Below are 26,741 nucleotides of genomic sequence, written 5' to 3'. Positions count from 1 at the left end.
CGAGCTACCCATCTAAAACTATATCAACAGGTAAACCTACCGCTTGCAAAATAATATCAACAGGAATTCCCCCTTTTACTAAATCCTTTGCAGCTTTGATCCTTTCCGCTTTTCTCACTTTTTCTTCACAAATCCTTATACCTTCAAACAGAGACTCTCTTAATGCATTACGTAGTTCTTGGCTCTCAATTTCTTTGTATTCTTCAATTAAATTCGGTAATTCATTTTCTACTTTACTACCTTCATCTTCCTCTATTAGGAGATCTGTAATACTAATCGATAATGTTTCTGCTATTGCATATAATTTTTCCAGTGGAATAGCTACACGCCCTTGTTCATAGTTGCTTATTTCGTTACGGGTTGTACTCATTTTCTCTGCTAAATCTTTTTGAGTATACTCCCTCACTAGCCTCCATTCTTTTATCTTTTTTCCTATTTGATAGTATATAGAACCAACTTTTTCTTCAATACATTCATCAGAAGACAGACCGATTGTTTTTGCAACAACATCAACAGAAACTCCTGCTTCAACCAAACCCTTTGCAATTTTTATTTTTTCCGATTTTCTACTACTTTTTTCACTGACTTGGACAAATTTGGTTAGTAAACAAAATATTTTACGTAGCTCCTGATCATTAATCTTTTTATATTCTCTTACTAGATCTAATATTTCTTCTCCCTCATTTTCAAGACAGCTTTTTGATACAGGAATAAGATCCGTAATACTGATTGATAGTGCCTCAGCTATAGCATATAACCTTTCAATTGGAACTCTACGATTCCCTTTCTCATATTGCAGTATCACCCAATACTTTACACCAATTTTCTCAGCTAAATCTTTCTGAGTATACCCTCGCTCTAACCTCCAACTTTTTAATTTTTCTCCCACTTTATAATCTAGACTTTTTTCCACAAAAAGAACCATACATATAATATTTTATACTATAGCTCAGATATAATAGCCAGACTCTGGAACCTTTAAATTAAAGTGCCCTACAAGTTTCTTTACTATTTTCACGTACTTTGTCTGCCCATGAAAACAATTTTTCACTTACTTCCTTCTGCTTTTCACTCCATAAGCCACATCTAGTGAAATTACCTTTCTCTACTGCTTCTTTAAGTTTTACTCCAGCAAAAAGGCAATTTTTTCCAATTTCTTCCCCTCTTTGTTGTAATTCAGCCCACATTTCCTTATCCGCTACTTTTACTTGTACTTGACTGCAGTTTTTTACGTCCTGGTACAATACAATATTTAGCTTACCAATGCTCATAGGAAATTCTAATACAATAGAGCCTCCATCTGATACATCAACGTAATTTCTTGTACCTCCCTTCTCGCTCTTAACCTCTACTGCATTATTGCCCATTCTTAAAATTAAACCTCTGTTTGCTTCCAGTATTTTGGCTACTTCTATCTTACTATCCTCGGAAAATTCTATATACGATATTGTATTGTCTATCTCTACATCTATTAATGCTCCTTCTTGAATAGCACTTTCACCAATTTTTCTCAAATTCTCAAGCTTCTTGTCTATATGAAGCTGAACTTCTCGTTGTAGCTCATTATAGATTTCACCTATCAGTTTATTCTGTAGTAGAGTATCATGAAACTCTGCGCCGCTTAGCATTAATTTACGTATTAGCTTTTTACGATCAGCCTTATCAAATTTATGAAAATGTGTACCTAATACTACATACTCTGCAAAACTCCATTCCCCGTCATCACATGCATTTATTCTTGCTCCTGAGGCTAGTACTTGGTCTATAGTTTTGTGCAATTCATTTACGTTTTTTGCCTCTACCACAGCACTCTTAAACCAGCTCAACTTTTCGCTTTCGCTTATACTTGGCTTTATTTTTTGCAAGGCGGAAGTAAATGGATTTTTATCTTCTTGATCACTTATAGGTTTTGTGCCATATATGTAATCAAGTCCCTTTCCGTAGTTGATTTGAACGTCTCTATTAGGGAAGGGCACTTCTCCAGGTTTTTTAGCCTTATCAATTTTGCTTACAAAAGTGGACTGCTGGTTAGCATGACCAATTCCTACAATAGCATTTAACATCTCACCTTTTGACAATTTATCAAGATCAACGTTTAACTCGTAAACACCTCCCCCTTTATCACTAAAAGGTACAATTATTTTATTATTCATATTAGCCTCCGCTATTTTTCTAAGTGTACAGTTATTATACACCTTATTACTCATTATAAATTATAGTGAGCAGATTTGCAAATACTTTCTGCTATAACAATCCGTTTTCTCGAAAGCTAAAATAGCCTGCACTTGTGATAATAATGTGATCAAACAATCTAACGCTTACAGTACTACACGCTGCTGCCAAGCTCTTTGTTACTGCTTGATCTTCTTCTGAAGGTTCTAAGCTTCCTCCAGGATGGTTATGTGACATTATTACTAATGTTGCATTTTTTATTAATGCCTTTCTTGTAATTTCCTTTATGTATACTGGCGCTTTTTCCATTTCACCAATATAGGATTCTTCTCCGATTAATTGGCGCCTTTTATTCAAATACAATATTTTTACACATTCCCTCTCTGAGTGTCCTATACTTACGTTCAAATACTCTACTAGCCCTTGTAAGTCCATTATTGGCTCACTCTTAAGCTTTTCTCTGAGCACCCTTTCTAGTGTTTCCTTAACACACATAATCATTGCTACTGCAGAATCAGTCACTCCTTCTATAACTTTCAGGTCATCCATTTCTCTACCTAAAATCCTTCCTACTCCCGTATAAGTATTCACCAGATTTTTAGCAATTTCTTGAGCCTGTGGTCTTTCATGTACTGCACTTAGAAACGTTTCCATTATTTCACGATCAAGTAGTGCTTTGCCTTTGCTTTCTAATATTCTGAATTCGATTTCTTCTTTACTTTTATTCATATAATTTACCTTTCACTAACAACAAACTTTTTTTAGATATTTACTGCTGTTTTTTATCAGCATTGGCATAGAGCCATAGCTTTCGAGTGAAGTCAAATCAATTTTTCAATCTTTTTTACTTATTTTTTCATCAAAAAGTAAAGATGTTAATAGATACTGATTTTTTTACTTAAATTTGTTGAATTTCGTCTCAAGAGATGCCTATTGTTTTTAAAATAATATTGATAGAAATTCCTTTTTTTACTAAGTCTTTTGCAATTTTGATCTTTTCTGCTCTTTTCACTTTTTCTTCGCAAATCCGTATGCCTTCAAATAGAGATCTTATTAATGCATTACGTAGTTCTTGACTTTCAATCTTTTTGTATTCTTTTATTAAATCAGGTAGTTCATTTTCTACTATCTCATCTTCTTCTATGAGCAGATCTATAATGCTAATTGATAATGTTTCTGCTATTGCATATAATTTTTCCAGTGGAATGGCCACACGTCCTTGCTCATAGTTGCTTATTTCATCACGTGTTGTACTCATTTTTTCTGCTAAATCCTTCTGAGTATATTCCCGTCCATTCTTTTATCTTTTTTCCTATTTGGTAGTAGATAGAACCCGTTTTTTCTTCAACACATTCATCAGCAGATAGACCAATTGTTTTTGAAACAGTATCAACAGAAACTCCTGCTTTAACCAGACCTTTTGCAATTTTTATTCTCTCTGTTTTTTTACTACTTTTTTCACTAACTTGAATAAATTTGGTTAGTAAACAAAACATTTTACGTAACTCCTGACCGCTAATCTTTTTGTATTCTCTTATTAAATTTAGTATCTCTTCTTCCTTATTTTTAAGGCAGATTTTCTCACTTGATACAGGAATAAGATCCGTAATATTAATTGATAATACCTCTGCTATAGCGTACAACTTCTCAATCGAAATTTTACGTGTTCCTTTTTCATATTGTAGTACTACTTGATATGTTACACCGATTTTCTCCGCTAAATCTTTTTGAGTGTAACCTCGCTTTAACCTCCAGCTTTTTACTTTTTGTGCTATCTGGTACCTTATCGAGATATTTGCCATAAATATTATACAGGTTAATACTATCAAATAAAGATATACAAAAACTTCTACGTTTCAATTTTAGTTGAATATTTCTTCAGAATTGTGTATAATTATTAATGCTTTTCACGTACTCTTGCTATGGCTCTTTCTAAGTTTCTTGATGCTCGCAATGATTATGCCTTTAAAAGAATATTTGGCACTGAGAAGAATAAAGATATCCTCATTCATTTCTTGAACGATATTTTAGGCTTTACTGGTTTAGCTGCTATTCACGATGTTGAATTTTTAGCTACTATTTTAGACCCTGAAATTGCCGCTAAAAAGCAGAGTATTGTCGATGTTCTTTGTAAAGACTCTCAAGGTTCCAGATATATTATAGAAATGCAGTTCACTAAGACCAAAGGCTTCGAAAAGCGTGCTCAATATTATGCTGCTAAAGCCTACTCAAGTCAAGCTGATCAAGGTGATAATTATCATAATCTCAAGGAAATTATCTTCATAGCTGTTGCTGATTGTATTATTTTTCCAGATAAGGCTGAGTACAAATCTAATCATGTCATTTTAGATCAAAATAGCTTTGAACATGACTTAAAGGATTTTTACTTCGTATTCATAGAACTACCAAAATTTACAAAGACAAAAGAAGACCAACTAGAAAATATAGTAGAAAAATGGTGTTACTTTTTTCGATATGCAGCAGAAACAAACGAAGATGATCTAGATAAGATAGTTGGTAGTGACGTAATAATAAAACGAGCTTATGAAGAGATGAATAAGTTTAACTGGTCAGAAGAAGAGTTACTAGCATATGAGCAAAGGAAAAAACGTATAATGGATGAGATTGCTGCTTTTGCTGAAAAATTTGATGAGGGTCTTAGATTAGGTCAAGAAAAAGGTAGACAAGAAGGCATCCAAATCGGCCATCAAAAAGGTAAAGTTGAAGGTAAAATTGAAGTTGCAAAAAATTCACTTAAGGCCGGTGTCTCTATTGATGTTATAGCTCAAATTACCGGTCTTTCTCATTCTGAAATTTTACAACTCAGGGAAAAAACATAAATACTAAAACTTATTCACTTTACTTTTCAACATTTATGAAAATCTTTCCTAAGTTAGACATACCCCTAATCAAGAGTCTAGTGAACTATCTAAAATAGCTATAAAGATTACACATAGAATTACATAGATTACTATCATAACAAAACCCTCCTATTCAGCCTTCCATATCAAAAATACATACTGTAAGTTTAATATGGAGAGTACATTACCACTTATTTCCTAATCCCAATCTTGTACCTCTAATTTCTACTTTATCTATCTATAACCCTCAAACTTGCTACTGATCTCCCTTCTGATAAAATTGAAGAGTTAAACAGAATGACATCCTTTTTTACTTATTTGGTAAACCATAAAGTACCTTCAATTCTTCCTCCAACTTTTCTTCCTAAAGTCTCAGCTCTAACTTTTTCAGCATGCAGCATTCCCTTTTGGATTTTCTTAGGTAATGGCGTATTGTTAGATTTCTGATTTGTCGCTTTCATGGCCAACATGTTCAATGCAAACAATGTACTTGGTACATCAACTTGCGCCGTAGCTCTTGTTAAATGCGCATGTTTAGAATTATGAGAACTTTGCTGGTTTTGATGAAAACCTTGTTGTTTTTGATTTGCGCCACCTATCATTTTTCTACTATCTATTCTCTCATTACTAATCCTTTCAGACCATTTATTGTTTGCACTAATCATTGGTTTGTGTTGGTTACTATGTTTATAGGAGCTGTTATCACACTGTTTATAATTTACTATGTGCTCCTTTCTTTCATTAATTTTTTTAGGTTGACCATCAAAGTAACTATGATTTTTATTGCTATGGTGAGATAAAGTAGGTTTTGGTCCATTATGTAAAACTCCTAACTTCTGCTGTCTTTCGTTACCTACAACTCTTGATTGATTAACACTCTGCTCATTGCCCATTTTGCTTCCATATTGTTGTTTTGCTTGCCTATCATTGCCACATTTTTTGCTGTAGGCACCGACATTCTTATCATTACTTTTACGAGCATTATACTTTGACATATATTGAAATTCCACTTCTTGTGCTTGATCATAGCTAGGATGTTTTGATTTTAATTGATCACTTGAGTCTATTTGAATACCTGCAGGTTTAGAATCTTTTAACTCTTTAGTTGTATCTCCATATAACCCATTTACTAAACCTGATGCTAATTTTCCACCTTTTTCTTTTGCCCAACTACACAAATCATTTATCCATGAAGATGGTCTTGTACCACTACTTGCTGCTATTCTAGGCTGATTACTTGAATCTACAATAGGAGATTGATGTGATGAATGGTCATGATAATAGTGGTGTTCTCCTTGATTAACTGCAAGATTTTTCACTCTGTTAAAACTTTCACCTTTTCCAACTTCCAAAAAGTTAGAATCCAAATTTGCTTCATTTCCTAATTCTCGTGTATCACGCCTATTGCGAGTAGACCCACAATCCTCAATTTTCCACATGCCTTGCTTATCGCCACCGCATGAACCAGGAGGATTATTTTTTTTCGATGGAACCCAGGTAGGTGCTACCCTTCTCTGGTTTACATAACTCAAAGCAGAACTACCAGCAGCAGCGTACAAGTATTCATTAAAATAAACATTTGTGATGCAAACATAATCGCCATGGGGTTGAATCTTCCACATACCTTGCTCATCACCACCACATGAACCAGGAGGATTATTTTTTTTCGATGGAACCCAGGTATATGCTGCCCTCCTCTGGTTTGAATGACTAAGAGAAGCACTATCAGAACCAGGGTACAAGTATTCATTAAAATAAACATTCGTGATGCAAGCATAATCGCCATAGAATTGAATCTTCCACATACCTTGCTCATCACCACCACATGAACCGGGAGGATTATTTTTTTTCGATGGAACCCAGGTATATGCTGCCCTCCTCTGGTTTGAATAACTAAGAGAAGCACTATCAGAACCAGAGTACAAGTATTCATTAAAATAAACATTCGTAATACATACTTTTGACGCAAATACCAAATTCTTCACTGATTTCGGTAATTTACTTTCTAATCCTTTAAAGCTAGGTAGTAGATTATTATTTGTTTTCTCCATCAGTCCCTTTATACAATAGGCTAGCTTAAGTACTGTATTATCATTAAAGTCACTTACTTCAATAGTAGCACCTCTACTTAACAGAAAGCCAATTATATCTACCTTACCATATTGATCAGCTATGCATAGAGGTATTTCACCTTCCTTATTTTTAGCTTTAATATTAGCATCTTTTTCGCAAAGAAGCCTTGTCATATTCAATGTACTATACCTAACAGCATGATGCAGAGGAGTGTAGCCATATTTATCCTTGGCTTCAATATCAGCATTTTTATCTAAAAGAAATTTAACCATTTCTGTCCTATCGTAATAGACGGCAACGTTTAAAGGAGCATATCCATACTCTCCGTCCCTAACATTAATATCATTATTACTTTCCTTTAAAAGCAATTCAAATATCTTCTCTACTATACCTACATTATTATTGTAGGCAGCATAATGTAGAGGTTTCCAAGATTTTAACCAATTTTTATTACTACCGCTAATATCTTTACCACTGCCCTTAAGAAAAAGGCTAACGAAATCTAAAGGTGTTTCACCATTTTTATCTTTATCTTTAAAGTTAGCACCTTTTTGATGGAAAAGGTTAACTATATCTAACCTAGCACATTTAGCAGCATAATGAGAAGGAGTTCTTCCATACTTGTCCTTAATTTCAACACTAATATTTTTACTTAATAAATTTTCTATATCATGTAGACAATTTTCCTTAACAAGTAAGAAATAATCTTCTTTTTGTTTTTGTATAGCAAAGCTTCTTCGAGACACAGACGGAAGACATATTGAGCTATGCTCCAACTGAAAAGCATAAAACTCACTGCGTGCTTCAATTAATAATTTAGGCTCATTAGCACCTTTGTGAAACACTGCCCAAAACAGTCTTGCCTCCTCGCTATCTATTAAGGATTTTATATTATTTGGTTGTTTTTTATAACGCTCTCACTGACTTTCAGCTTCCTTAGCTTTGGTTGTTAATTCTTCTCCTTCAGATACTATGCCTTTAGTTTCATCAAATTTCAATTCTATACCAGTAAATATCTCTCCTCCAACCACCCCGATATCAATACGCTTCCCACCACCAGTTTGAACCTCTGAAACAACACCTACGAGCTTTTTACTACTAGTGGACTCTTGATGATACATAAGTAAACCATGTAGCATGGCTTGAAAATCTACTTCACTATCAATTAACTCCTTGAAAGGAAATAAAATTTCACTAATTTTTTTTAGTAACTCTATATGGTGTTCTGCATTATGAGATTGTGCACCATCCACTTTCTTACCTACTACCTTATTTAGGAGGCCATTCAACTTATTTACATCAACATCCAATTTGACACATTTTCTATCAAAGATCTGAGTCTTTTTTTCGTTATAGTCATCTAAATTGCTGTAAGAATTCACTTGAACTTTTCTGCACCAATTCTCAAATTTACCTATATTTGCCTTTTTTGTTTCTAGTAATAAATTAACCTCTTTTATTTTTAAATTTCTACTATTCTGAATCAACTCATCCATATTAAGCTTTACATTAACTTCTTCATCCTCTTCAATTATTTTATCTATATTAATTTTCTTACTTCTTGAATCACTTCTAATTACATTAAGTAATACCAACTGATTTTTGCCTGAATTTAAAAACCCAAATGACGTAATATGGTTAGAAATATCCTTCTCGTGTTGGAAAATACACTTATTCCATATTCCATTTCCTGCTTTAGCTGGCATTAATTCCCCTAATAGCATCTTACTAGTATACATATAGTAATTGTCAGATAAATTTGGTATGGTGTAGTAAAGATACTTTAATTGTTCATATATGATATCTTTATCATCAGATTCTAATAGTAACTGTAAAAAAGGGCTGAGATGTTGACTATCTCTAGCTGTTGTACCTATTTTAATTCTATCGCGAGGTAAATCAAAATTAAGTACTGCATAGATGACATTGTTATTATTTGTGATCATCCTCCGTGGACCATACTTAAATGCCTCGGCGTATTTTTTTGCTTGCTCAAAAGGATCACCTTGAATAGCTAAATCTTTACCAGCTTTAAGTTCTACTATTATAGGAATAACATTATTTAACCGCTCTTGTGATCGAACTAATACAACAATATCACTATAGCCTTCACCTAAAGATAATTCAGGGTAAAGCTTAAGGTTATATCGATACTTAAATAACATTATAAAGAAACCAGACAACAACCCGTGATAATCGGACTCGTGGTCAAAATTTCCACTCTCCTCAATTATGTAATCTTGAACTAGTGAATCAAAATAATCAAATACTCCTTTAATACCACTCGAAACTTTATCTACATCAAGAAGAAAACATTTGGAAATTAACTCTTCTAAATTTTTTTCCTCTGTTCTTTTCTTTAAAACAAATAATTCACCTTTATGAGAAGCAGATTTGTCGGGGAATAAGTCATCATCACATTTATCATATACTACTATACCAACTTTATCCTCATGCTTTATTTGAATAGAGTGCCATGTTTCCTCATTATCATGGCTATTTAACTTAGATTTAATATACTCTACTTCCTTTCGATCAAATACTATAGGATTCTTTTCATAAACTACAATAAATAGTAACTTATCTTTCTTATTTTGTTCCTTTATTAAAATGGCAAATTTAACCCCATTAACATAAGATTTATTATTTTTTTTATACTTTTCAACACGAAAAAATACTTGCTTAACTCCTAAACTTTCCCCCAATTCAGTATCTGGCAAAGCTAAAAACCCACCTAATACAAATAAAGGAAAAAAACCTTCTTTATTTACAGAACGCTTATTATCAGGGAGCTGCTCAATAAATGATTGTAATCTATCCCTAAAAGTTAGAGTATCACCTTCTATCAACATTCTAATTAATTCATAGTTATCCATATTGATTACCTACTAATACCTTCTTTTAACTATTTAACAATAAAGTGCTCACTTAATGTATATGTTCTTTGCTACTTTGTCCTGGAGATATGCTATCTACTTCTATACTCGTGTTTTGGACTTGTACATTTTGAACATTGCAATCAAGTAATTCTATTAATTTTGGTAAAGTTTTTTTAATTTCATCATGCACTACCCATTCGCGATTAATTTTATCTAAACTAGCATCACCAGTAGATACGTAGCTGTTAAGTGCGCTATCTAAGTTATCAATAAAGCTATCAATATCTTTTAACACTACTTCATTGTTGTTAACGTAGTGAAGTAAAAACTCTTTTAATAACTTTCGATTACCATTAGCGTAAAGCAAATTGCAAATAACCTTGCCTTTCCCAGATAAAAAAACATGCTGACGTTGCTCACTGTTATGAGATTGCCACAATTCTTTAAACCCTTCTTCATAACCATTTTCTGCAAATTCCCGTAATAAATAACTACGACTGCCACAATCAAGCGAAGGCAATTCTTTCCAAAATCTTTCTTTTCCTAATTCGATAATATTATGTAGAAATTTTGTACGTGACTCACTAAACTTCTGACTAATAATTGACAATAGGGTACTATAATCCCCTATAGAATAAAACTGAGCTTGTATCGGAAATAAATGACAAGCTATATCAAAGTAACCTTCTCTCATTAATATATAGAGAACATCGCATTGCTTAAGAAACTTTTCCAAGTAGTGCTTATTATCCATTACCTTCTGCAGGCAAAAAATCGTTGTGTCTACATCGTTAGTTCCACTCATAGAATACAAAGCAGCTTCTATCAATAAATTTAGCTTAACCTCTTCTGATGTATTTTGCTCTTCTAATCGTTTGTAGAAAAAAGCAACAGCTTCACGCTCACAATCATGATAAGCTATTTTAAACCCATAAATATCAAGGTTAGTATCATAATATTCAGCATATTCCTCTTTTATCCGTTCTAGTTTATTAGTAATAAAATGACCCCAAAATTTCTCCAATTCTCTAGATCTTTCTTCTAATACATCATCTTCAGATAAATTATGTACTTCTTCTGCTTGCTTTTTGTATAGTGTGAATAAATTACGAACTAATTGTTCATCTAAACAGTTCAAACAAGCTAATGTATAACATTCACCAACATATGGGTGACTATCATAGTTATTTTTTGAGGAAACATCTATTAACTCTTGAACGAAAAAACGCCTATCCAACCTTTTTCCATAAACATTATCATCAACCCAACAATCATCTTTAGAGAAAATATCTGAAACTATATCATAGTTTACATAATAGATTATCCTGTTATTACTACCAATGTACCTTCTTAATTGCTTTGCTTTAGATTCTTTGAAAGGATCATCATGTTTTATCACTCTCCTTAAAATTTCTTTACAGTAATGCGAATCGTCTGATTTAATTAAGCTTTCCTGTTCCACTATTCCTCCTAACCTATTGAAAACAAAATACATAAGAGATCTATACTGCTATCTGATTTAAAATGCAACAAATTTTATTTAGGATAATTTTTGTGATGAAACGATAATTGAAGAAGAAGTCAGGTTCTATGCAAATAATCTATTAGTTTTTTCATATACTTGACAGTAACAATTTCCGGTACATTATTCTCAGCTAGGTACGCACTTAAATTATATGATTTAGACCAGTGTAAGACATATCAATCAACATTTTAGAAAATTTTTTTGAGGTATAGAGTAATTTTGTGTAAAAGTTTTTTGGAAGTAGGATCAAGTCTAAATTACTACATGTACATCGACTTTTAGCTTCTAAAAACCCTTTCTTTTTCCTTCTGCAGCTGATCTAAACTGTTAACTTGTTTTATAAAAGTAGATGGAGTATTTACTGCATCATTCGATTGCTTAATATCCTCAGTTGATTCTGTAGACATAACACTGCTTCTCTCAAAACTCTTACCTATGACTTCCGCAACATTTTTTCCCCCTAAAAGACAGCCTGCTCCTAAATTTGACTTATCTTCTAATTCATTAAACTTTGCTTTGCTCTCCTCATCAGCAAACTCTACTTCTATTTTATTACTATTATTTCCCTTGCCAGAACATAGATAAATATTAATTGTTCCTACTTCAGTGGTAAAAGACATCTCGATACTACCTGAGATATCTGTATAATTTCTTTTTTCTCCTAATCTTTCAACTCTTACTATACTTTCTCCAATATGCAATATACAAACTCTTAATCCTAGATCTTGTATTTCTTGATTATTTATGACTTTTGCAACTTTAATAATACTATCTTGCATGTATTTTATATAAAGACATTTATTATCCAGCTCTACTTCTAATCCATTCTGTAAAATTTGCTTACTTTCATTTACAACGCTTTGATATGCTAAACCTTTTAGCTGACTTTCAATTTCCTTGCATTCCTCATTGATGCTACCTTCAGCATCATAGTCTTCTCGATAAGTTACATGTGTTATCTCACCAGAATTTAACTGGTGTACTTGTATTTTTCCACCTGCTAAAAATACACTATGAATGATATATTCTATAATGATTATATTTTCCTCTTCTAACACTTCTTTTTTACTGTTTTCATTACAGTTTTCGTCATTTTGGAAAACATTATGACCTCTACTAAGTGCAAAAACTCTACCGCCAGGACCTAGCTCTTTATCAGCAGTCACATATACTAACCAGTCAAATATTGACTCTGCCACAGTTGTATCATGATCGCCATAACGCAAATTTAGCCTTATTCCTTTTTCCATGTATTTATCTACTGTATTTTTAATAAGCATTAAGGCACTTCCCATTGTATCTCCTGTGTCCATATTCTTATTAACCTCGTTGTCAAATTCATCAATCAGACTTCTTTCTTCAGTTGATGATATTCTTAGCTCTTTTAAAAATGAGCTCTTTAGGAAAAGACAACCACCTGAACTGCAGCTCGAATCCTCTTCTGATCCTAAATCGCTATAGTTGGAACTATTACTTGAACTATAGCCCAGGTCCTTTTCTGGATCCAAACCACCTAATGGAAAATTTGATACGTCACTTTTAAAAGTTTGTTGATTAAAACTTTTGTCTAATGGACTACAATCGCTAGGTAGTGGAGAATTCGTATCTTCTAAAACACCTGAATTACTCTGAAGAAAAGCATCTGTGTTCCTTACTTCTGCCTGAACCATTATTTAACCTCTCTAATAAATATAAAACTTTTTGTGTGTCCAGCTTCATCATATCCATTTTTCTTGCAAAATGCTATAGCTGTATTACGCTGAGCAACTAAAATATTGCTACAGTTAAGGTCTTTTTTCCTTACTTCTTAACTTATCCCTAGCAGAGAGATAAATCCCAATAGCTTGTAGGTTGTTATCACACTGAATATTTAAAGCGCTCCTGAGATAGCTTTTGAATACTGCATTTTCAACATAGAAAACCTTTATTGTTTATCATACTGAACTCACATTAAACTTATTACATAATAGTTAAAAAAATCAGTGCAGCAAGTTTTTCTTGTATATCTTAATATTTTCGATTAGATCACAAGTCAATGTGATTAAGGATCATCTATTGGCTTAATTCACTTTCTTTTAAATTCGTTTCCTACTGTAAAATTGCCTTAATTTTTCTTTGCCATTCTCAAATGAATTAGTATTAATTTAGTATTATATATTATTAAAAACACAAATAATACAACCATTTCCAGCAACCAAAACCAAGGGCGGTGAGAAGTGTTCGTTTTGGGATGGATTGGACTACCACGTGTACCGTTCGAACTTTTCTATATAATAATCTCACTACATTGCAAAATCAGCTATATTAGCTTACTTTCGCCATATTTAGATATGAATTAATTTGTTTGGCTTTGTTGCAACAATTTTGCGTTTTTATTTTCACAACCCTATTTTTGTTTAACTTATTCTCACAAAGGTACGTACTTTTTTGTGGTTTTGAAAGGAGTAAATAAACAAATTTTCTGCAACACTAAAATTAGATATCTCTCTCAAAAATATTTTATTCAAAAAAACCTTTTTCTTTCTATTTAAATTATGATAGAGTTATAGAAAAATTAAGGCATGATATGCTATCCTCAGAATTGTATAACGCTCCGTTGAGGGTTCCAATCATAATGAGCTACCTGAGCAGGATGGTCTGATTTTCATGGATGACAAGAGCATATCTGGTTTGGATGAATCTGTTTCTCTGAGTACCCCAAGTAAATCAACCAGCCTAAGTAACATAGGCGTATTTGACCCGTTCGACCAGATTTTCTCGAGTACCCCGATTCACCAGGGTAGTCTGCACATCCCAAGTTTCACAAGTAACTCGTGCGATTCGATTGATAAGGCTGAACTGAGTGATAGAGTTGGTGTAGCTGGCATAAGTAGACTGGCTCGTCCGATAGAAACAATAGTAACTATATTGAACGAGCTAAGGAAAGTGGAAAACAACTCATTATTGGTGACACACTTAAGCACATTGGAAACAGGTATTAAAGATCTTATATGTAAGGCAGAAGAACTAATTAAGAATGATGATAGCCAAACTTGCCATAACAATAAGCTTGAAGGCCTATATCAAGATATTGACAAAATTAAACGAGAATTAGAGTCAAAAAAAAAGGTAAATGTTTCTTTAAGTAGAGAAAATCAAGTGTTGTCAGAACACAAAGATCAATTAGAAGAAAAGAACAGAGAGCTTTTAACCAGAAATGATAAACTAAAGGCACAGCTAGTTACAGCAAACACAGAAAAAAAAGAACTAGAAGAAATACTTGAGATATATGAACCTTTAGTGAAAAAGACGGAGGCAGATCTAAGTAAAGTGGTTAAAGAGAATAGGCTATTGAAACAAGAAAGAAATGAGCTCAATAACGAATACAAACACATTTCAAGATCAGAAGAGACAAAAGATCTGGGTATACAAACAGAGGACATAGATACATTACAAGAAAGAGCCGAGTTAAGTGACGGCTATAGGGTAGAGCTGGAAGAAAAGCTAAAAATAGCAAATGAAGATAATAAACGATTAACATTAAGTAATAGTATTTCAAAAGAAATGGTAAAACAACTAGAAGAAAAATTAAGGTTGAAAGCTTCACAACCTAATTTTACAGAAAAAAAACTTTTTGATGAAATAAAAGAGGCTGATCAGCAACAAATAGGGACTCTTGACAAATCAACTCAAATCGAAATTAAGTATGAATGTAATTTCGAAACTACAGTACCTATAAAGAATGAAGAGCTGAGTAATGCAACACAAGACTTTGGTAAAAATACTAGCGAACTAACTAGACTTACTGAAGAACTTAAAGGAACAAAAGTTCAGCTTGCAAAGAAGGTGGAAGAAATTAGCAACTTAAATGGTCAAGTCACTCAACTTACTGAAGAAAGCAGTCAACTTAGAGAGAAATTTGATGAAATAAAAGCTCAACTTGAAAAGGATTCGAAGCAAGCAACACAAACGGAACAGAGTCAACGAACAAAGCTTAATGATCTAACTAGTATAGTAAGTCAACCTAATAGCAAAAAAAGTGAACTTGAAACTCAACTTACAGAGAAAGAGAAAATGCTGGATACCGTACAGAAGAGCTTGGTTGACAAAGATGTTGAAGTAACTCAATCTACTAGTGAAACAAACCAACTTAACGCTACTATAGGGACACTAAATACCCAGCTTACAAAGCAGAAGGAAGCGCTAGATAGTGCAAATCAAGAAGTAAATCGACTCAAAAGCATAGAAGATCAACTTAAAAATACTATAGAAAAACTTGAAGGCATAAAAAATCAACATGGTAAAAACAAAAAATTCTTGAGAGCAAGCATTCATAGCAAAAGGCAATATAATTACGCCTCTGTTTCTTTTGTGTTATCTGGGGCATTTGCTGTTGGTGCAAGTTTAACAATGTTTCATTTAGCAATATGTATTTCACTCGCTGTAGCTGCGTTAACTTTTCTTGCAGTAGGATGTTACTGTTTGTATAAGGCAAATACAGCGCTTAGTAATGTTGAAGTTAAAAATGGTGTTAATCCTGCAGTTGTGGAAGTTTGAAATAGCCCAAGTTGAGAAGGGATGGAGGTTAAGTTTTAGAGGTTTTTCTAAACTTATGGTTTTTTAAATAGCTTTTTAAGATCCTGAAGTTGAGTGAAGAGAGGCAACTTTCTCCACTTAGATAACGTTATTGCCGCTAGTTATTTGAGGTTTATGCATTAAGCTTGACTTGTGTTATTTTTTCGCTATCGGTTAATTTATATAAGTTAAAGGTAAATTAGATGGATAACAAAGAAAAAGTATACCTATTTAAAGTCTCTCTGAGCAAAAAAATCTATCGTGAAATAGCATTGAAAGGTACATCAAGCCTTTATAAGTTTGCAGAGGCTATCATAGGTGCTTTTGATTTTGAATTGGATCATTCATTTGGTTTTTATAGCAACATAAATGATATTTATAAAAGTAATGAAGTATACACTTTATTTTATGATACTGATTCTAGTCTGACTGTTATACCTAATGAAAAAAGCGTCAGAAATTCTTATATCTATAAGGTTTTTGAGCCAGATAAAAAAATGATTTTTCTTTTTGATTATGGTGATAATTGGGAATTCTTAGTAGAATGTTGTGGTATCATTGAAGCAGAAGTTGGAAAAAGATATCCAAAAGTTACTAAAAAGCAAGGAGGAGCTCCTCCACAATATCCTGACTATGACGATGGGGAGTGTTAAATAAGCCATACGTGTCAAGTTAAGAAAAGTTGGAAGCAAAGTTGATAGAAAAAAGAGAAATAACAAGGTATAAGTTCTCCATTTCTTTTATTAAATTTAAGAGAACATATATCTTCTTTCCCTCCATATTACGCTAATTTTCTGTCACTTCCTCTTAAACTTGACGCATATGCTTTTTTGAACATTTCCAAAAAATACTAAAGTTATAAAGATTATACTTGCATTAGTTTTTATTCGTGCTACGTATTATACATAATATCCTTGTATACTGGAGGAAAATATGATGACTCGAGATATTTCAAAGCCTGAGCAGGTTTCTAGTGCGAAAACAAATCCAGAAATAAATGAAACATTAGAAGGGTTGCCAAAAAAGCTAAAGAAAGAGCAGGTAAGCGAGAGTAACGTAATTAAAAAAATAAAAGAGGAGCTAGAGGAGTTAGAAAAAGAAAAGCAAGACACATATGAAGATGGCAACACCACTTTACATTTGGCTGTTTTTAATGGCCAATTAGATATAGTTAAATACTTTATAGACGAAGAAAACTCTGATGTTAATCAAGCAAATAATTATGGCAATACTCCTTTACATTTGGCTGCTAAAAATGGCCAATTAGAGATAGTTAAATACCTTGTAGACAAAAAAAAGGTTGATTTTAATCAAAAAAATAATGATGGCCAGACTGCTTTACATTTGGCTGCTATACATGATAAGATAGATGTAGTAAACGCCCTAATAGAAAGAGGAGCAAATATTAATGCAGTAGACAGCAGTAGAAAGATCCCTTTACGTTGGGCTGTTGAGAAGGGCCATAAAAACGTAGTTGAAATTCTGATCCAGAAAACATTAATACAAAATTCTAGCGCACAAAAACCAGATTACTTGACTAGTACATTTTCTACTTATTGGGATCAATACAAAGATAGAATTAATGATGGTCAGGATATAAGGCGATCAAGTGAAACACCAGTCCTAGAAATAAAACCTAAAGATAACAAGAAAATGGATAATAGGTCTTTAAAACAAAAAAGTAAAGAGTCACTAAAAAATCTAGAGGAAGAGCAAGTGAATAACAAGTATCAGTTGATTAAAGAACATTTATGCTCATCGTTTGAGCGTTGCAGTTTCACCCTTCGTGATTGCTCTTTAATGGATATTGCTGAAGATTCGTTTGATAATTTAATGTATATATGGTTTGTTCACACATCTAATTCAATAAAAAGTGAAAGTGAGAAGAAGTTGAATAAAGAATTGTTAAGTATTTTAAGCTCTACAACGGAATTTTTTTACAAAGAAGATGATTATATTAAGAAACTTAAGAGGTTTTTATTGGATAACAAAGGCAATCAAGATTTAAAAACTGTTCTTAACCTTAGAAGGGGAGAGTCTGGACTTACAGTACTGCATGCATTATCGAGTATGGCTGAGAAAGATGAAGCATACGATAATGCTGTGGGTTTGATCTTAAGAGCAGGAGCTGATCCTGATATACAGAACGATAGAGGGAAGACACCCTTACATTGTGCTACTAGATCTGGCAGTATAGCTTCTCTCCTAAAAGCAGGAGCTAATCCTAATCAGCAGGATTGTGAAGGGAAAACACCTTTGCATTATGCTGCTAAAGTTGAGTTAGATAAAGAAAGTATAAATTTTCTCCTAAAGAGCGGAGCTGAGCTCAATATACTTGATAAACAGGGAAAAACACCACTACAAACTGCAATTGATAATGATAACAAATATATAGAGTGCTTTTTCACTGACAATCAAAAAAGATTGAAAGAAGAATTACTTAATGAGTTTCGCTCTCGAGGTGATTCAGGTTACATTTTTGGCCTCACTAAAGGTCTCAAGCAGTTTTTGCATAAACACAAAAATGATCAAGATCTAAAAGTGGTTTTAAATATTTGTAAAGAGGTGAAAAAAGCACTTCAAGATATCGAAGCTTTTTTCGGTTTTGAAACTGTTCTTGAAGTAAGAAGGTTGCTTTTTTCAGAAGCAGGAGTAACTTATACAACAGGCTATGGAATGGAAGAATATGTGCCCGAATCTGGTTTATGGTATAATTTAACGCCAAATCAAGAGATGGAGCTAGATGGATTGTTCAAAAAAGCATCTGAAGCTCAAAATATGGACCAACTAGCAAAAGTTGTAGGTCAAGCTATACAGTCTGGGGTAAGGCTTAATTTTCCTAGGTCATTTCATAATGAATTTGGAGAAGAAGTGTATAGTTTTATGGATCTTGTAGTGGAAAAAATTAGCGAATTAGACGGTAACATTGAGGTTGCTAGTGATATGGTATGTAAATTGTTATCAAGAGGAGCAATGTTGTATAGCGTGGATGGTGAGGATGTGTTTGATATTCTGGAATTAGAATTTAAAGGCCACAAAACCAATATGGTAAAAGCCTATGAAGATTGTACCAATCGTACTCTAAAATTTATGGAAATTGCTAAAAGTGCAACTAATGGTAGAGTAAAAAATGCAAAAATGGATAACACTACTTTTTACTTAGAATATCAGGAAGATAGCAAAATAGATGTTGCGAAGGTTACAGATGGAGCAAGAAATCTAGGGTTAACTCATGGAAGCAAAAAATGTGAAAGGAGTGTAGTAAGGATTGGTGAAAGTGAAGTAGAAATTATAACGACAAATGGTACAAGGAATTACACTGACCTTGCAGATGGTAGTGATATAGTATTAATTTTCTATACTAGTCGGGGAGAACTAGAAGTTAGATTATATCCTGACAGGCAAAATAAAGATCAAATAAAAGTAGAAGTACAGGATCAAGAGAAGTGGAAGAAATTAAAAAATTGTAAGGAAGAAATAGGTAAGAATTGCTCACTAGGAGGGTTACCAGTTAATAAAGCTATAGAACAGGGGTTTTTTACCAAATATGGAGAACTTTGTCAATCTTCTGAAAGAATTAGCTTGCCTAAAAAAATTGTTGAAGAAAATTCGCAGAGTAGTTGGACAGGTAAAGTACAACATTCAAGAGAAAATAGGGCAGGAGGGATAACCATGCGTTGAGTTAAAGGAGAATTATTTTTGACTGGAATGTTTAAAAGTCATACGCTCAAGGTAAGGAGAAATAGCAGGGGGTTTAAGTATTCAGTTGATAATTTATAGATCTGTAACCGTTCACGCAATGGCGTCAACTTAAGAGCCTTCATTAGCAGACTCTCCTAAAGACATGATGGCGTTTAGGCTTATCAACTTTGTCCATTCACGGTATAAGAAAGTAGTTTACAAAAATTGCATAATTAGTATAAAAAACAATAAACTAGATAGATGAGGGGTTGATGATAGAGGTGCTACAAGAAAAGATTGTGGTATTGGAGTCAGAAGTTGGTACTCTGAAAGCAGAGAATGATAAGTTAAGGACAAAAATAATTGAGCTAGAGGATAAGCTGGGTTTAAATTCAAAAAATTCATCGCTGCCACCATCGCAAGATGTATATCGCAAAAAGACAAAAAAGAAGAGCGATAAAAAACCAGGCGGGCAGCCAGGACATGAAGCGCACAAGCGGGAATTGATGGTAGCAGATGAGGTGGTAAAATGTTCAATTGATACAATTTGCATGTGTGGAAGCCAAGTTATTTTAGAAGAAGAAACTGTGCATCAAAAGGTTGAATTGCCAAAAATTAAACCGATAGTGACTGAATATAGGCTACAAAAAGGCTACTGTAAGGCGTGTAAGAAAAGGATCTCAGCTAGTCTGCCTGAAGGTGTGACAAGGGATCTTTTAGGAGCTAATGCAAAAGCAGTAATTAGCAGTTTTAGTGGATTTTTTATCAATTCAAAAAGGGAAGTACAGCAAATTTTGAGCAGCATATTTAATCTGAATATAAGCCTAGGTTTGGTATCAAAGACCGAGGGTAGAGTATCAGAAAAATGTATATCTGAATACGAAAAAATAAGAGAAGAGCTACGGAAAAGCAAGTATTTACATATAGATGAAACAAGCCATAGGAACCAGGGAAAGAAAGGTTGGAGTTGGGTAGTAACGAATAAAACAGCAACACTTATGAAGTTAGTTGGATCTCGCGGAAAGAAGATATTAAAAGGGCTATTGCCAGAGTATGATGGAATAGTTATAAGCGATAGGTATGCTGCGTATAATTACTTTAATCGTGAAAACAGACAGATATGCTGGGCCCATTTAGCAAGGGACTTTGAAAGGTTTTTTTACAGTAAAAATGTTGAAGTGAGCAGAATTGGCGCAGCATTAAAATCGCTGAGCAACAGGGTATTTGTGGTAGATAGAGCACGTAAACAAAACCTGATAGACAATTTAAGATTTTTCCGGTTAATGAGGAAGATTCGAAAAAGGGTGAAACATTTTTTGCGAGAGATAACAAGGGTTGCAAAAGGAACTCAGGCCTCGAGAATGGCTGCCAATATACTACGTTCTGAAGATATGATGTGGAGATTCGTGCGCAATCCTGATCTGATCGAGACAACCAATAACCTTGCAGAACGTCAGGCTAGACGGTACGTCATTTATCGTAAAAATAGTTTTTTCACTTGGTCAGAACGTGGAGAAAAGTTCATTGAAAGAATGCTTTCGATATTTTTGACTGCACGTTTGAATGATCAGAATCCTGTCCAGAAACTACAGAATTTAGTCGCTATTCCTGCCTAATTGGGAATATTCCGTGAACGGTTACATAGATCTTTCTAGAGAAATTCATTGTTTACTTGACGCTTATGAACATTCCATCACTCTTTTTGGGTTTATCTTGGGTTTAGAAAAGACTGAACATTAGGTTGTTCTATATCTTCCACTTGTTCTAGCTTTGTGCCGGGCTTTAGAGCATTATACAGCGCAAAACCTATACACGCTAATCCAGCTATTCCCACAACTGCTACTACTACAGGCATTTTCATGATATACAATGCAATGCTGCTTACCAGTAACACTACACCAGCACTACCGGCCACGACTGCCTGTCTTTGTTGCATTACTGATCTTTCTTTTTTGTCAACAATATTTTCTTTGCCAGATTTACTATCAAAACAAGGTTTCGTATTGCCATTTCTAGCAAAAAATGCAGTATTGTCTTTTTTATCTGTACTATTGGAAGCACTTAGTTTTTGTATTGCAATTCCTATTGAAGCAGTGGCACTTTTTTCGTATATCAGATGGTTGTCATCTTCGAAATCTCCTATTAAAGGTACAAAGTCAACAGCACTTTTATGCTCTATAGTCGATGTATTCAGATTATCTTTACATTCTTCTTCATATACTAAGTCACGCATAAGTTTCTCTTTCGATTCTAAATTAATTATAATTGCCTCTTTTTGCTGTTTTACCATTGTTAATGGTTCTTCCTCTTTGCCTGCAGCATCGATATCACAACATAGTTTGGAAAATAGGTTGTCAGAAGCGTTTATCTCTTGCTCACCTAAAGAGTTCTTAGCTTCTTTGTTGCTTTCACATATGAGTTTAGGATTTTCACTTTCTATTAAAATATTTTGAGCTTTTTCACTGCTTACAATCCTAGATTCATGTCTTTCATAGTCTTTATTGACATCTTCACATCTAATAGATACATCCTCAGCATTATCACTTACAGGCATATCATTTTTAACTTCTATATTTAGAATTTCTTCAAATTCCTTGAGAATCTTTGCACTTTCTTTGCAATTGTGTTTATTAGCATAGTCAAGTAGTGTATAGCTTATTTCTTGGCTTTCTGCTTTCTCTACTTTCACTTTCTGGTTGAGAATTTCTTTTAAAATACCATTCTTTTTAGAAGCTTCTAGAACTGTTCTAATAGCTTTACTATTTTCCTCTAATATGCAGGATACCAGTGCCGTGTAAGTTATTGTTAGGCCATTTGGCAATTTTTGGATCAATTCCTCACTAAGAACATCCTGTAAGATTCCTTGATTCATTGCTTCTTGTAAAAGCTCCTCAAAAGCTTGATTATTTTTATAGAACATAGATTGGCACAGTAGCGTCAGAGTCCCCTCCTTTTTCTCATCCTTGTAAATTATTTTTTTTGTAAGAAGTTTCTGTGTGTTGTAATTAGATTTATTAAATTTTTCACTAATATTTTCACCGTTTTCTATCTTCTTTAACAGCTTGAAAAGCTTTTTTTTATCTTCATTTGTAAAATTATCCTGATCACCTGCCAGCTCATAGGTTATATTTTTTTCGTTCTTAATCTTTTTAAACTTTGACATTATATTCCTTTCTCTACGATATTTAGTTTTATAAATTAGTTACATTAATAACTTATTAATCGCTTAATTAAGGCGCCAAGGGAATGTTCAAAAAAGTGTGTCAAGCCGCATTTTTAGTTCAACTCAATTTTCAATCTATCTGGAAAGAAAATATCAAGTTGAGACATAGTTAAAGCCCAATTAGGGAGAGCCATAATCCACTTTTGCTCTACCTTTTTTATAGCACAATATACCTGTTTGTACAAGGCATTTGTACTAGTAAATGAACCCTTAGTTTTAGTAAATTTCCTGATTTGTCTATGCAACCCCTCAATTGGATTAGTGGTGTAAATCAGCTTCCTAACTGGCCCAGAATACTTAAAATAACTGGATAAGTTTTCCCAATTGTTCTGCCAGGATTTTATAACTAAAGGATACTTTTCTCCCCATTTTTCTTCCAGCTCAAGCAGATAATTCTCAGCAATTTCTTTACTTGAAGCACGATATATTTTTTTCAGATCATTCATGAAAACTTTTACATCTTTACTGGATACATATTTCAGAGAATTTCTTATTTGGTGTACTATACATAGCTGCACTTCTGCACTGGGAAATACACTGTTGATGGCTGCAGGAAAGCTTTTTAGCCCATCTATACATGCAATCAGAATATCTTCTACTCCTCTTTCTTTGAGGTCATTTAAAACTCCCAACCAGAAGTTAGCTCCCTCACTTTCAGCCAGATAAAAACCTAATACTTCTTTTCTGCCATTTTGATTTATACCCAATATATTATACATGCATTTACTTACGCAATGTCCGTCCTCCTTGACCTTAAAAAACATGCCATCCATGAACACTATTGGATACACTGATTGCAGTGGACGGCTGCGCCATTCATTGATTATTGGTAGCAGTTTATCAGTAATACTGGATATCTCTGCTGCTGATATTTTATGGTCATATATTTCCTCAACGTGTGAAGCTATGTCTCTGTATCCCATGCCACTGGCGTATGTACTTAAGACCTTTGCTTCAAGTTCTGGATGTAGGCTTGTTTGCCTTTTTTTGACTATTTGCGGTTCAAAGCTTCCTTCTCTGTCTCTTGGTGTTAATAGTTCAAATGAGCCTGAACTTGTACGTAAAGTTTTTGCATTCCTTCCATTTCTTCGGTTATTTTCTTCACTTTTAGCTGACATGTGGCTTTCTATTTCACCTTCCAGACTTGCCTCTAGCAACCTTTTTATAAACGGTGTTAATGCTCCATCTCTTCCTGTCAATGGTCTTCCTTCTCGTATAGATGACAGGATATTTGTTTCTAATTCTTTATAATCTACCAAACCAGTAGTTCTATTTGCTTGACTCATATCAAACCTCCATTTTTTATATCAATTTATTACTTTACTTCTCGGTTTGACACACTTTTTTGAACGTTCCCGGCGCCAATTTGTAAAATTTCTTCAACTGCTCACTCCACAGCATCGGTATTTCCCTTAAATCCACTAACTTCAAGCTTCTCGGTTGTCTCCCATTGATTATGTCTTCTTTGATCTTCGGAGCTAAATAATTTAACCTTAAAATTTGCTGTATTCTTCTCATGCTTATCTTAATTTTTATGCTCAGCTCTTTCACACTTCTATATTTTCCTTCCTCCAGTTGACGTTTCCACAGATGAGCCCTTACCACTGCCTTCAGTAGCGCATTATTTGTTTTCCCCTCTGGTTCTATTACCGTGCATTTATTTCCTTTCTTTTTTAAACTCATTGGTATAAATTTTTCCTCTGACTCAGAACAGACATCTATTCCATCCTCTCTCATCCATACTGTCTTTATTAATTTCTTCACCGCTTCTTTCTGTTTTCCAAAACTTAAATTTTTCCACTCTTCCGCTTTTTCTTCCAAATTTTCATATAGGCGTTCAGCTCTCTTCATCACTTCTTTTTCTACTTCTCCCGCTACTACTGTTCGGTTCATCGACTCGCAACCTTTTCCTCTTAAATGATTATTGCATATATAATATCGATACCTTTTATTTTCTTTTTTTGAGTATGTCAGCGTCATATTTACACCACAGCTCTTGCACTTAATTATTCCCCTAAGCAGCGCTTCCTCATATTTTGCTTTTCTATATGGTTGATTCCTTATCAATTCTTGTGCTTTTTGCCATTTTTCTTCCTCTATTATCGCCTCATGCTTTCCTTCATACTCTTTCTCATAATGCCTAATTTTTCCCATATATATTGGATTTGTTATTATTCTTCTCACCGTTGCCTTTTTAAAGATATCTGATTTTGTTCTGTAACCTTGGCTATTTAACTCCCTTGCCAACTCTGCCATTGACTTCAGCTCCACATATCTTTCAAATATATACCTTACCACTTTTGCTTCTTTCTCATTTATTATTAATTCTTTATCTTTTACATCATACCCTAGCGGTAAAGTTCCACCCATCCATAATCCTTGCTCCTTTGATGTTGCTATTTTATTTTTTACTCTCTCTACTATCATTTCTCTTTCTAGTTGTGCTGCTCCTGATAACACTGTTTGTACGAACTTTCCCATTGGCGTATTATTATCAAATATCTGCGTTACTGCTACAAAATTTACTCTATGTCTTCTAAAAAACGACGTCACTTCTATGCTATCTTTTGTTTCCCTTGACAGCCTATCCAGAGTATATACCACTACACAATCTACTTCTCCTTTTTTTACATCTTCAAACAACTCCTTTATTGCTGGCCTTTCTAAATTTTTCCCTGAATAGCCTCCATCATCGTACCTTTTTGCCAATGCTACCCAGCCTTCTTTGATCTTTATATATTTTTCACATGCTACTCGCTGCGCATCAAGACTGTTAAACTTCTGCTCTAGTCCATCCTCATTTGATTTTCTCGTATATATCGCACACCTTACCTCTTTTAGCATTCTCAATTTCCACTTTTATCACGCATCCCGAATAATAAAGGTCCGTTGTAGCTCATTCCCATTATTTTTCCTGCTACTGCTGATAATGACGTATAAAATTCTTCTCTGTAGATTAAACCCTTATCTGTTACCATTACTGCATGCGTCTCTTCTCCTCTCTCTAGTATTAATTCTGTCCCTTCTACTGGTAATTTATCGCTACTTATTCTTTTTCCCTTCTCTAGCCGATCTGCCAGATATTCTAGTCTTTTTGCTCCTTTTCTTGACATTTCTCCATATGCTTCCTCCTGTATTCTATAAGCTAATCTTGGTATCAGATATTTCTTTGAATGTTTAGGTGCCTCTTCCCCAAACACCTTCTTCCACATTCTCCTTAACTCTACTAATGCTTTTTTCTCTAAATTCATTACTTTCTTTTCTGTTTCTTCCTCCATATTTTTAGCCTTTCATAAATAACTTTTCAATTCTGTCTGTTTCTTTCTTCAATACTTCAGCTACCTCTTTACTATTTTTCGCATAATCCATCGCTGTCATTCCAAATTTATCTGCTTGTTCTATTTCAGCCCCTGCTTTTACTAGCTCCTCCACTATTTCCACTTTCCCCACCATACATGCAAGGTGCAATGGAGTGCATTTATTTTCATATTCTTCCGCATTTACATTCGCTCCTGATTTTATCAATTCTCTAACTGTTTCTAGACGTTTCTCCGTTATCGCTAGATGCAGTGCTGTATGTCCTCTTACATCTGCTGCATTCACATCTACTCCTTTTTCGATTAATAACCTCACTGTTTTTGCGTCTATTGCATAATGCAGAGCTGTTCTTTCCTTCTCGTCTCTTGCATAAATATTTTTATATGAGTTCTCTAATAATTCTTTTGCTGACTTATTAAATTTGCCAAGCTTTAACATAATCCACCTCACCTTTT

At 33.7% G+C, this 26,741-nt stretch carries 17 protein-coding genes and 1 pseudogene; 5 read left to right on the top strand and 13 right to left on the bottom strand.

Going from position 1 to position 26,741, the window contains the following annotated elements; translation table 11 throughout:
* Nucleotides 1-4 precede the first annotated feature (4 nt).
* The 4 genes and pseudogenes from wmk (OPR21_RS04950) to wmk (OPR21_RS04935) all read right to left on the bottom strand — a co-directional run bounded on the left by wmk (OPR21_RS04950) (nucleotide 5) and on the right by wmk (OPR21_RS04935) (nucleotide 3,974).
* Nucleotides 5-925, bottom strand: coding sequence for a WO male-killing family protein Wmk (wmk, locus tag OPR21_RS04950; RefSeq protein ID WP_265029698.1), 921 nt, complete (start codon nucleotides 923-925; stop codon nucleotides 5-7).
* A 58-nt stretch (nucleotides 926-983) separates the two neighbouring features.
* Nucleotides 984-2,153, bottom strand: a complete 1,170-nt coding sequence (locus OPR21_RS04945; protein WP_265029697.1) for a hypothetical protein — start codon at nucleotides 2,151-2,153, stop codon at nucleotides 984-986.
* Nucleotides 2,154-2,244: 91 nt separating this feature from the next.
* Nucleotides 2,245-2,901 carry a JAB domain-containing protein gene (locus OPR21_RS04940; protein WP_187297203.1) on the bottom strand — a complete coding sequence of 219 codons (657 nt, stop codon included), beginning with the start codon at nucleotides 2,899-2,901 and terminating at the stop codon, nucleotides 2,245-2,247.
* Nucleotides 2,902-3,091: 190 nt separating this feature from the next.
* Nucleotides 3,092-3,974 (bottom strand): annotated as a pseudogene (gene wmk, locus OPR21_RS04935) (WO male-killing family protein Wmk).
* A 120-nt stretch (nucleotides 3,975-4,094) separates the two neighbouring features.
* Here wmk (OPR21_RS04935) and OPR21_RS04930 point away from each other — a divergent pair.
* Nucleotides 4,095-5,012, top strand: a complete 918-nt coding sequence (locus OPR21_RS04930) for an Rpn family recombination-promoting nuclease/putative transposase (protein WP_265029696.1) — start codon at nucleotides 4,095-4,097, stop codon at nucleotides 5,010-5,012.
* A gap of 335 nt (nucleotides 5,013-5,347) precedes the next feature.
* Here OPR21_RS04930 and OPR21_RS04925 read toward each other — a convergent pair whose 3' ends face one another.
* From OPR21_RS04925 to OPR21_RS04910, 4 genes are all read right to left on the bottom strand, one after another.
* Nucleotides 5,348-7,951, bottom strand: a complete 2,604-nt coding sequence (locus OPR21_RS04925; protein ID WP_265029695.1) for an ankyrin repeat domain-containing protein — start codon at nucleotides 7,949-7,951, stop codon at nucleotides 5,348-5,350.
* Nucleotides 7,952-8,023: 72 nt separating this feature from the next.
* A complete protein-coding gene (locus tag OPR21_RS04920) occupies nucleotides 8,024-9,982 on the bottom strand; it encodes a hypothetical protein (protein WP_265029694.1) in 1,959 nt (652 codons plus the stop codon).
* A 52-nt stretch (nucleotides 9,983-10,034) separates the two neighbouring features.
* On the bottom strand, nucleotides 10,035-11,480 hold the full coding sequence (locus tag OPR21_RS04915) for a hypothetical protein (RefSeq protein WP_265029693.1): 1,446 nt from the start codon (nucleotides 11,478-11,480) through the stop codon (nucleotides 10,035-10,037).
* Between the two features lie 308 nt (nucleotides 11,481-11,788).
* Nucleotides 11,789-13,180, bottom strand: coding sequence for a hypothetical protein (locus OPR21_RS04910; RefSeq protein WP_265029692.1), 1,392 nt, complete (start codon nucleotides 13,178-13,180; stop codon nucleotides 11,789-11,791).
* Nucleotides 13,181-14,156: 976 nt separating this feature from the next.
* Between OPR21_RS04910 and OPR21_RS04905 the strand changes: the two genes are divergently transcribed.
* The 4 genes from OPR21_RS04905 (at nucleotide 14,157) to tnpC (ending at nucleotide 21,361) form a co-directional block, all read left to right on the top strand.
* Entirely contained in the window at nucleotides 14,157-16,046 is a 1,890-nt protein-coding gene (locus tag OPR21_RS04905) for a TomO hydrophobic C-terminal domain-containing protein (RefSeq protein WP_265029691.1), read from the top strand.
* A gap of 221 nt (nucleotides 16,047-16,267) precedes the next feature.
* Nucleotides 16,268-16,717 (top strand): plasmid pRiA4b ORF-3 family protein, encoded by a 450-nt coding sequence (locus OPR21_RS04900; protein WP_265029690.1) that lies wholly within the window; start codon nucleotides 16,268-16,270, stop codon nucleotides 16,715-16,717.
* Nucleotides 16,718-17,000: 283 nt separating this feature from the next.
* Nucleotides 17,001-19,745: an ankyrin repeat domain-containing protein gene (locus tag OPR21_RS04895; RefSeq protein ID WP_265029689.1), complete on the top strand. Its 2,745-nt coding sequence runs from the start codon at nucleotides 17,001-17,003 to the stop codon at nucleotides 19,743-19,745.
* Between the two features lie 272 nt (nucleotides 19,746-20,017).
* Nucleotides 20,018-21,361, top strand: coding sequence for an IS66 family transposase (gene tnpC, locus OPR21_RS04890; protein ID WP_265022247.1), 1,344 nt, complete (start codon nucleotides 20,018-20,020; stop codon nucleotides 21,359-21,361).
* 92 nt (nucleotides 21,362-21,453) lie between these two features.
* On the opposite strand, the gene OPR21_RS04885 is transcribed toward tnpC, so the two are convergent.
* From OPR21_RS04885 to OPR21_RS04865, 5 genes are all read right to left on the bottom strand, one after another.
* A complete protein-coding gene (locus OPR21_RS04885) occupies nucleotides 21,454-22,908 on the bottom strand; it encodes a WD_0033/WD_0034 family tandem repeat-containing protein (protein ID WP_265029688.1) in 1,455 nt (484 codons plus the stop codon).
* Nucleotides 22,909-23,021: 113 nt separating this feature from the next.
* On the bottom strand, nucleotides 23,022-24,254 hold the full coding sequence (locus tag OPR21_RS04880; protein WP_265029687.1) for an IS256 family transposase: 1,233 nt from the start codon (nucleotides 24,252-24,254) through the stop codon (nucleotides 23,022-23,024).
* 34 nt (nucleotides 24,255-24,288) lie between these two features.
* A complete protein-coding gene (locus OPR21_RS04875) occupies nucleotides 24,289-25,812 on the bottom strand; it encodes a recombinase family protein (protein ID WP_265029686.1) in 1,524 nt (507 codons plus the stop codon).
* A gap of 2 nt (nucleotides 25,813-25,814) precedes the next feature.
* The gene (locus tag OPR21_RS04870) at nucleotides 25,815-26,246 is read right to left on the bottom strand and encodes a DUF2924 domain-containing protein (RefSeq protein ID WP_265029685.1); all 432 of its coding nucleotides are present in this window, start codon (nucleotides 26,244-26,246) and stop codon (nucleotides 25,815-25,817) included.
* A 4-nt stretch (nucleotides 26,247-26,250) separates the two neighbouring features.
* The gene (locus OPR21_RS04865; protein WP_265029684.1) at nucleotides 26,251-26,724 is read right to left on the bottom strand and encodes an ankyrin repeat domain-containing protein; all 474 of its coding nucleotides are present in this window, start codon (nucleotides 26,722-26,724) and stop codon (nucleotides 26,251-26,253) included.
* Nucleotides 26,725-26,741 lie beyond the last annotated feature (17 nt).

Origin of the sequence: Wolbachia endosymbiont (group A) of Philonthus cognatus (assembly GCF_947251755.1) — a bacterium.
In the GTDB taxonomy this organism is placed as follows: domain Bacteria; phylum Pseudomonadota; class Alphaproteobacteria; order Rickettsiales; family Anaplasmataceae; genus Wolbachia; species Wolbachia pipientis.
This window is presented reverse-complemented; position numbering and strand designations above follow the sequence as displayed.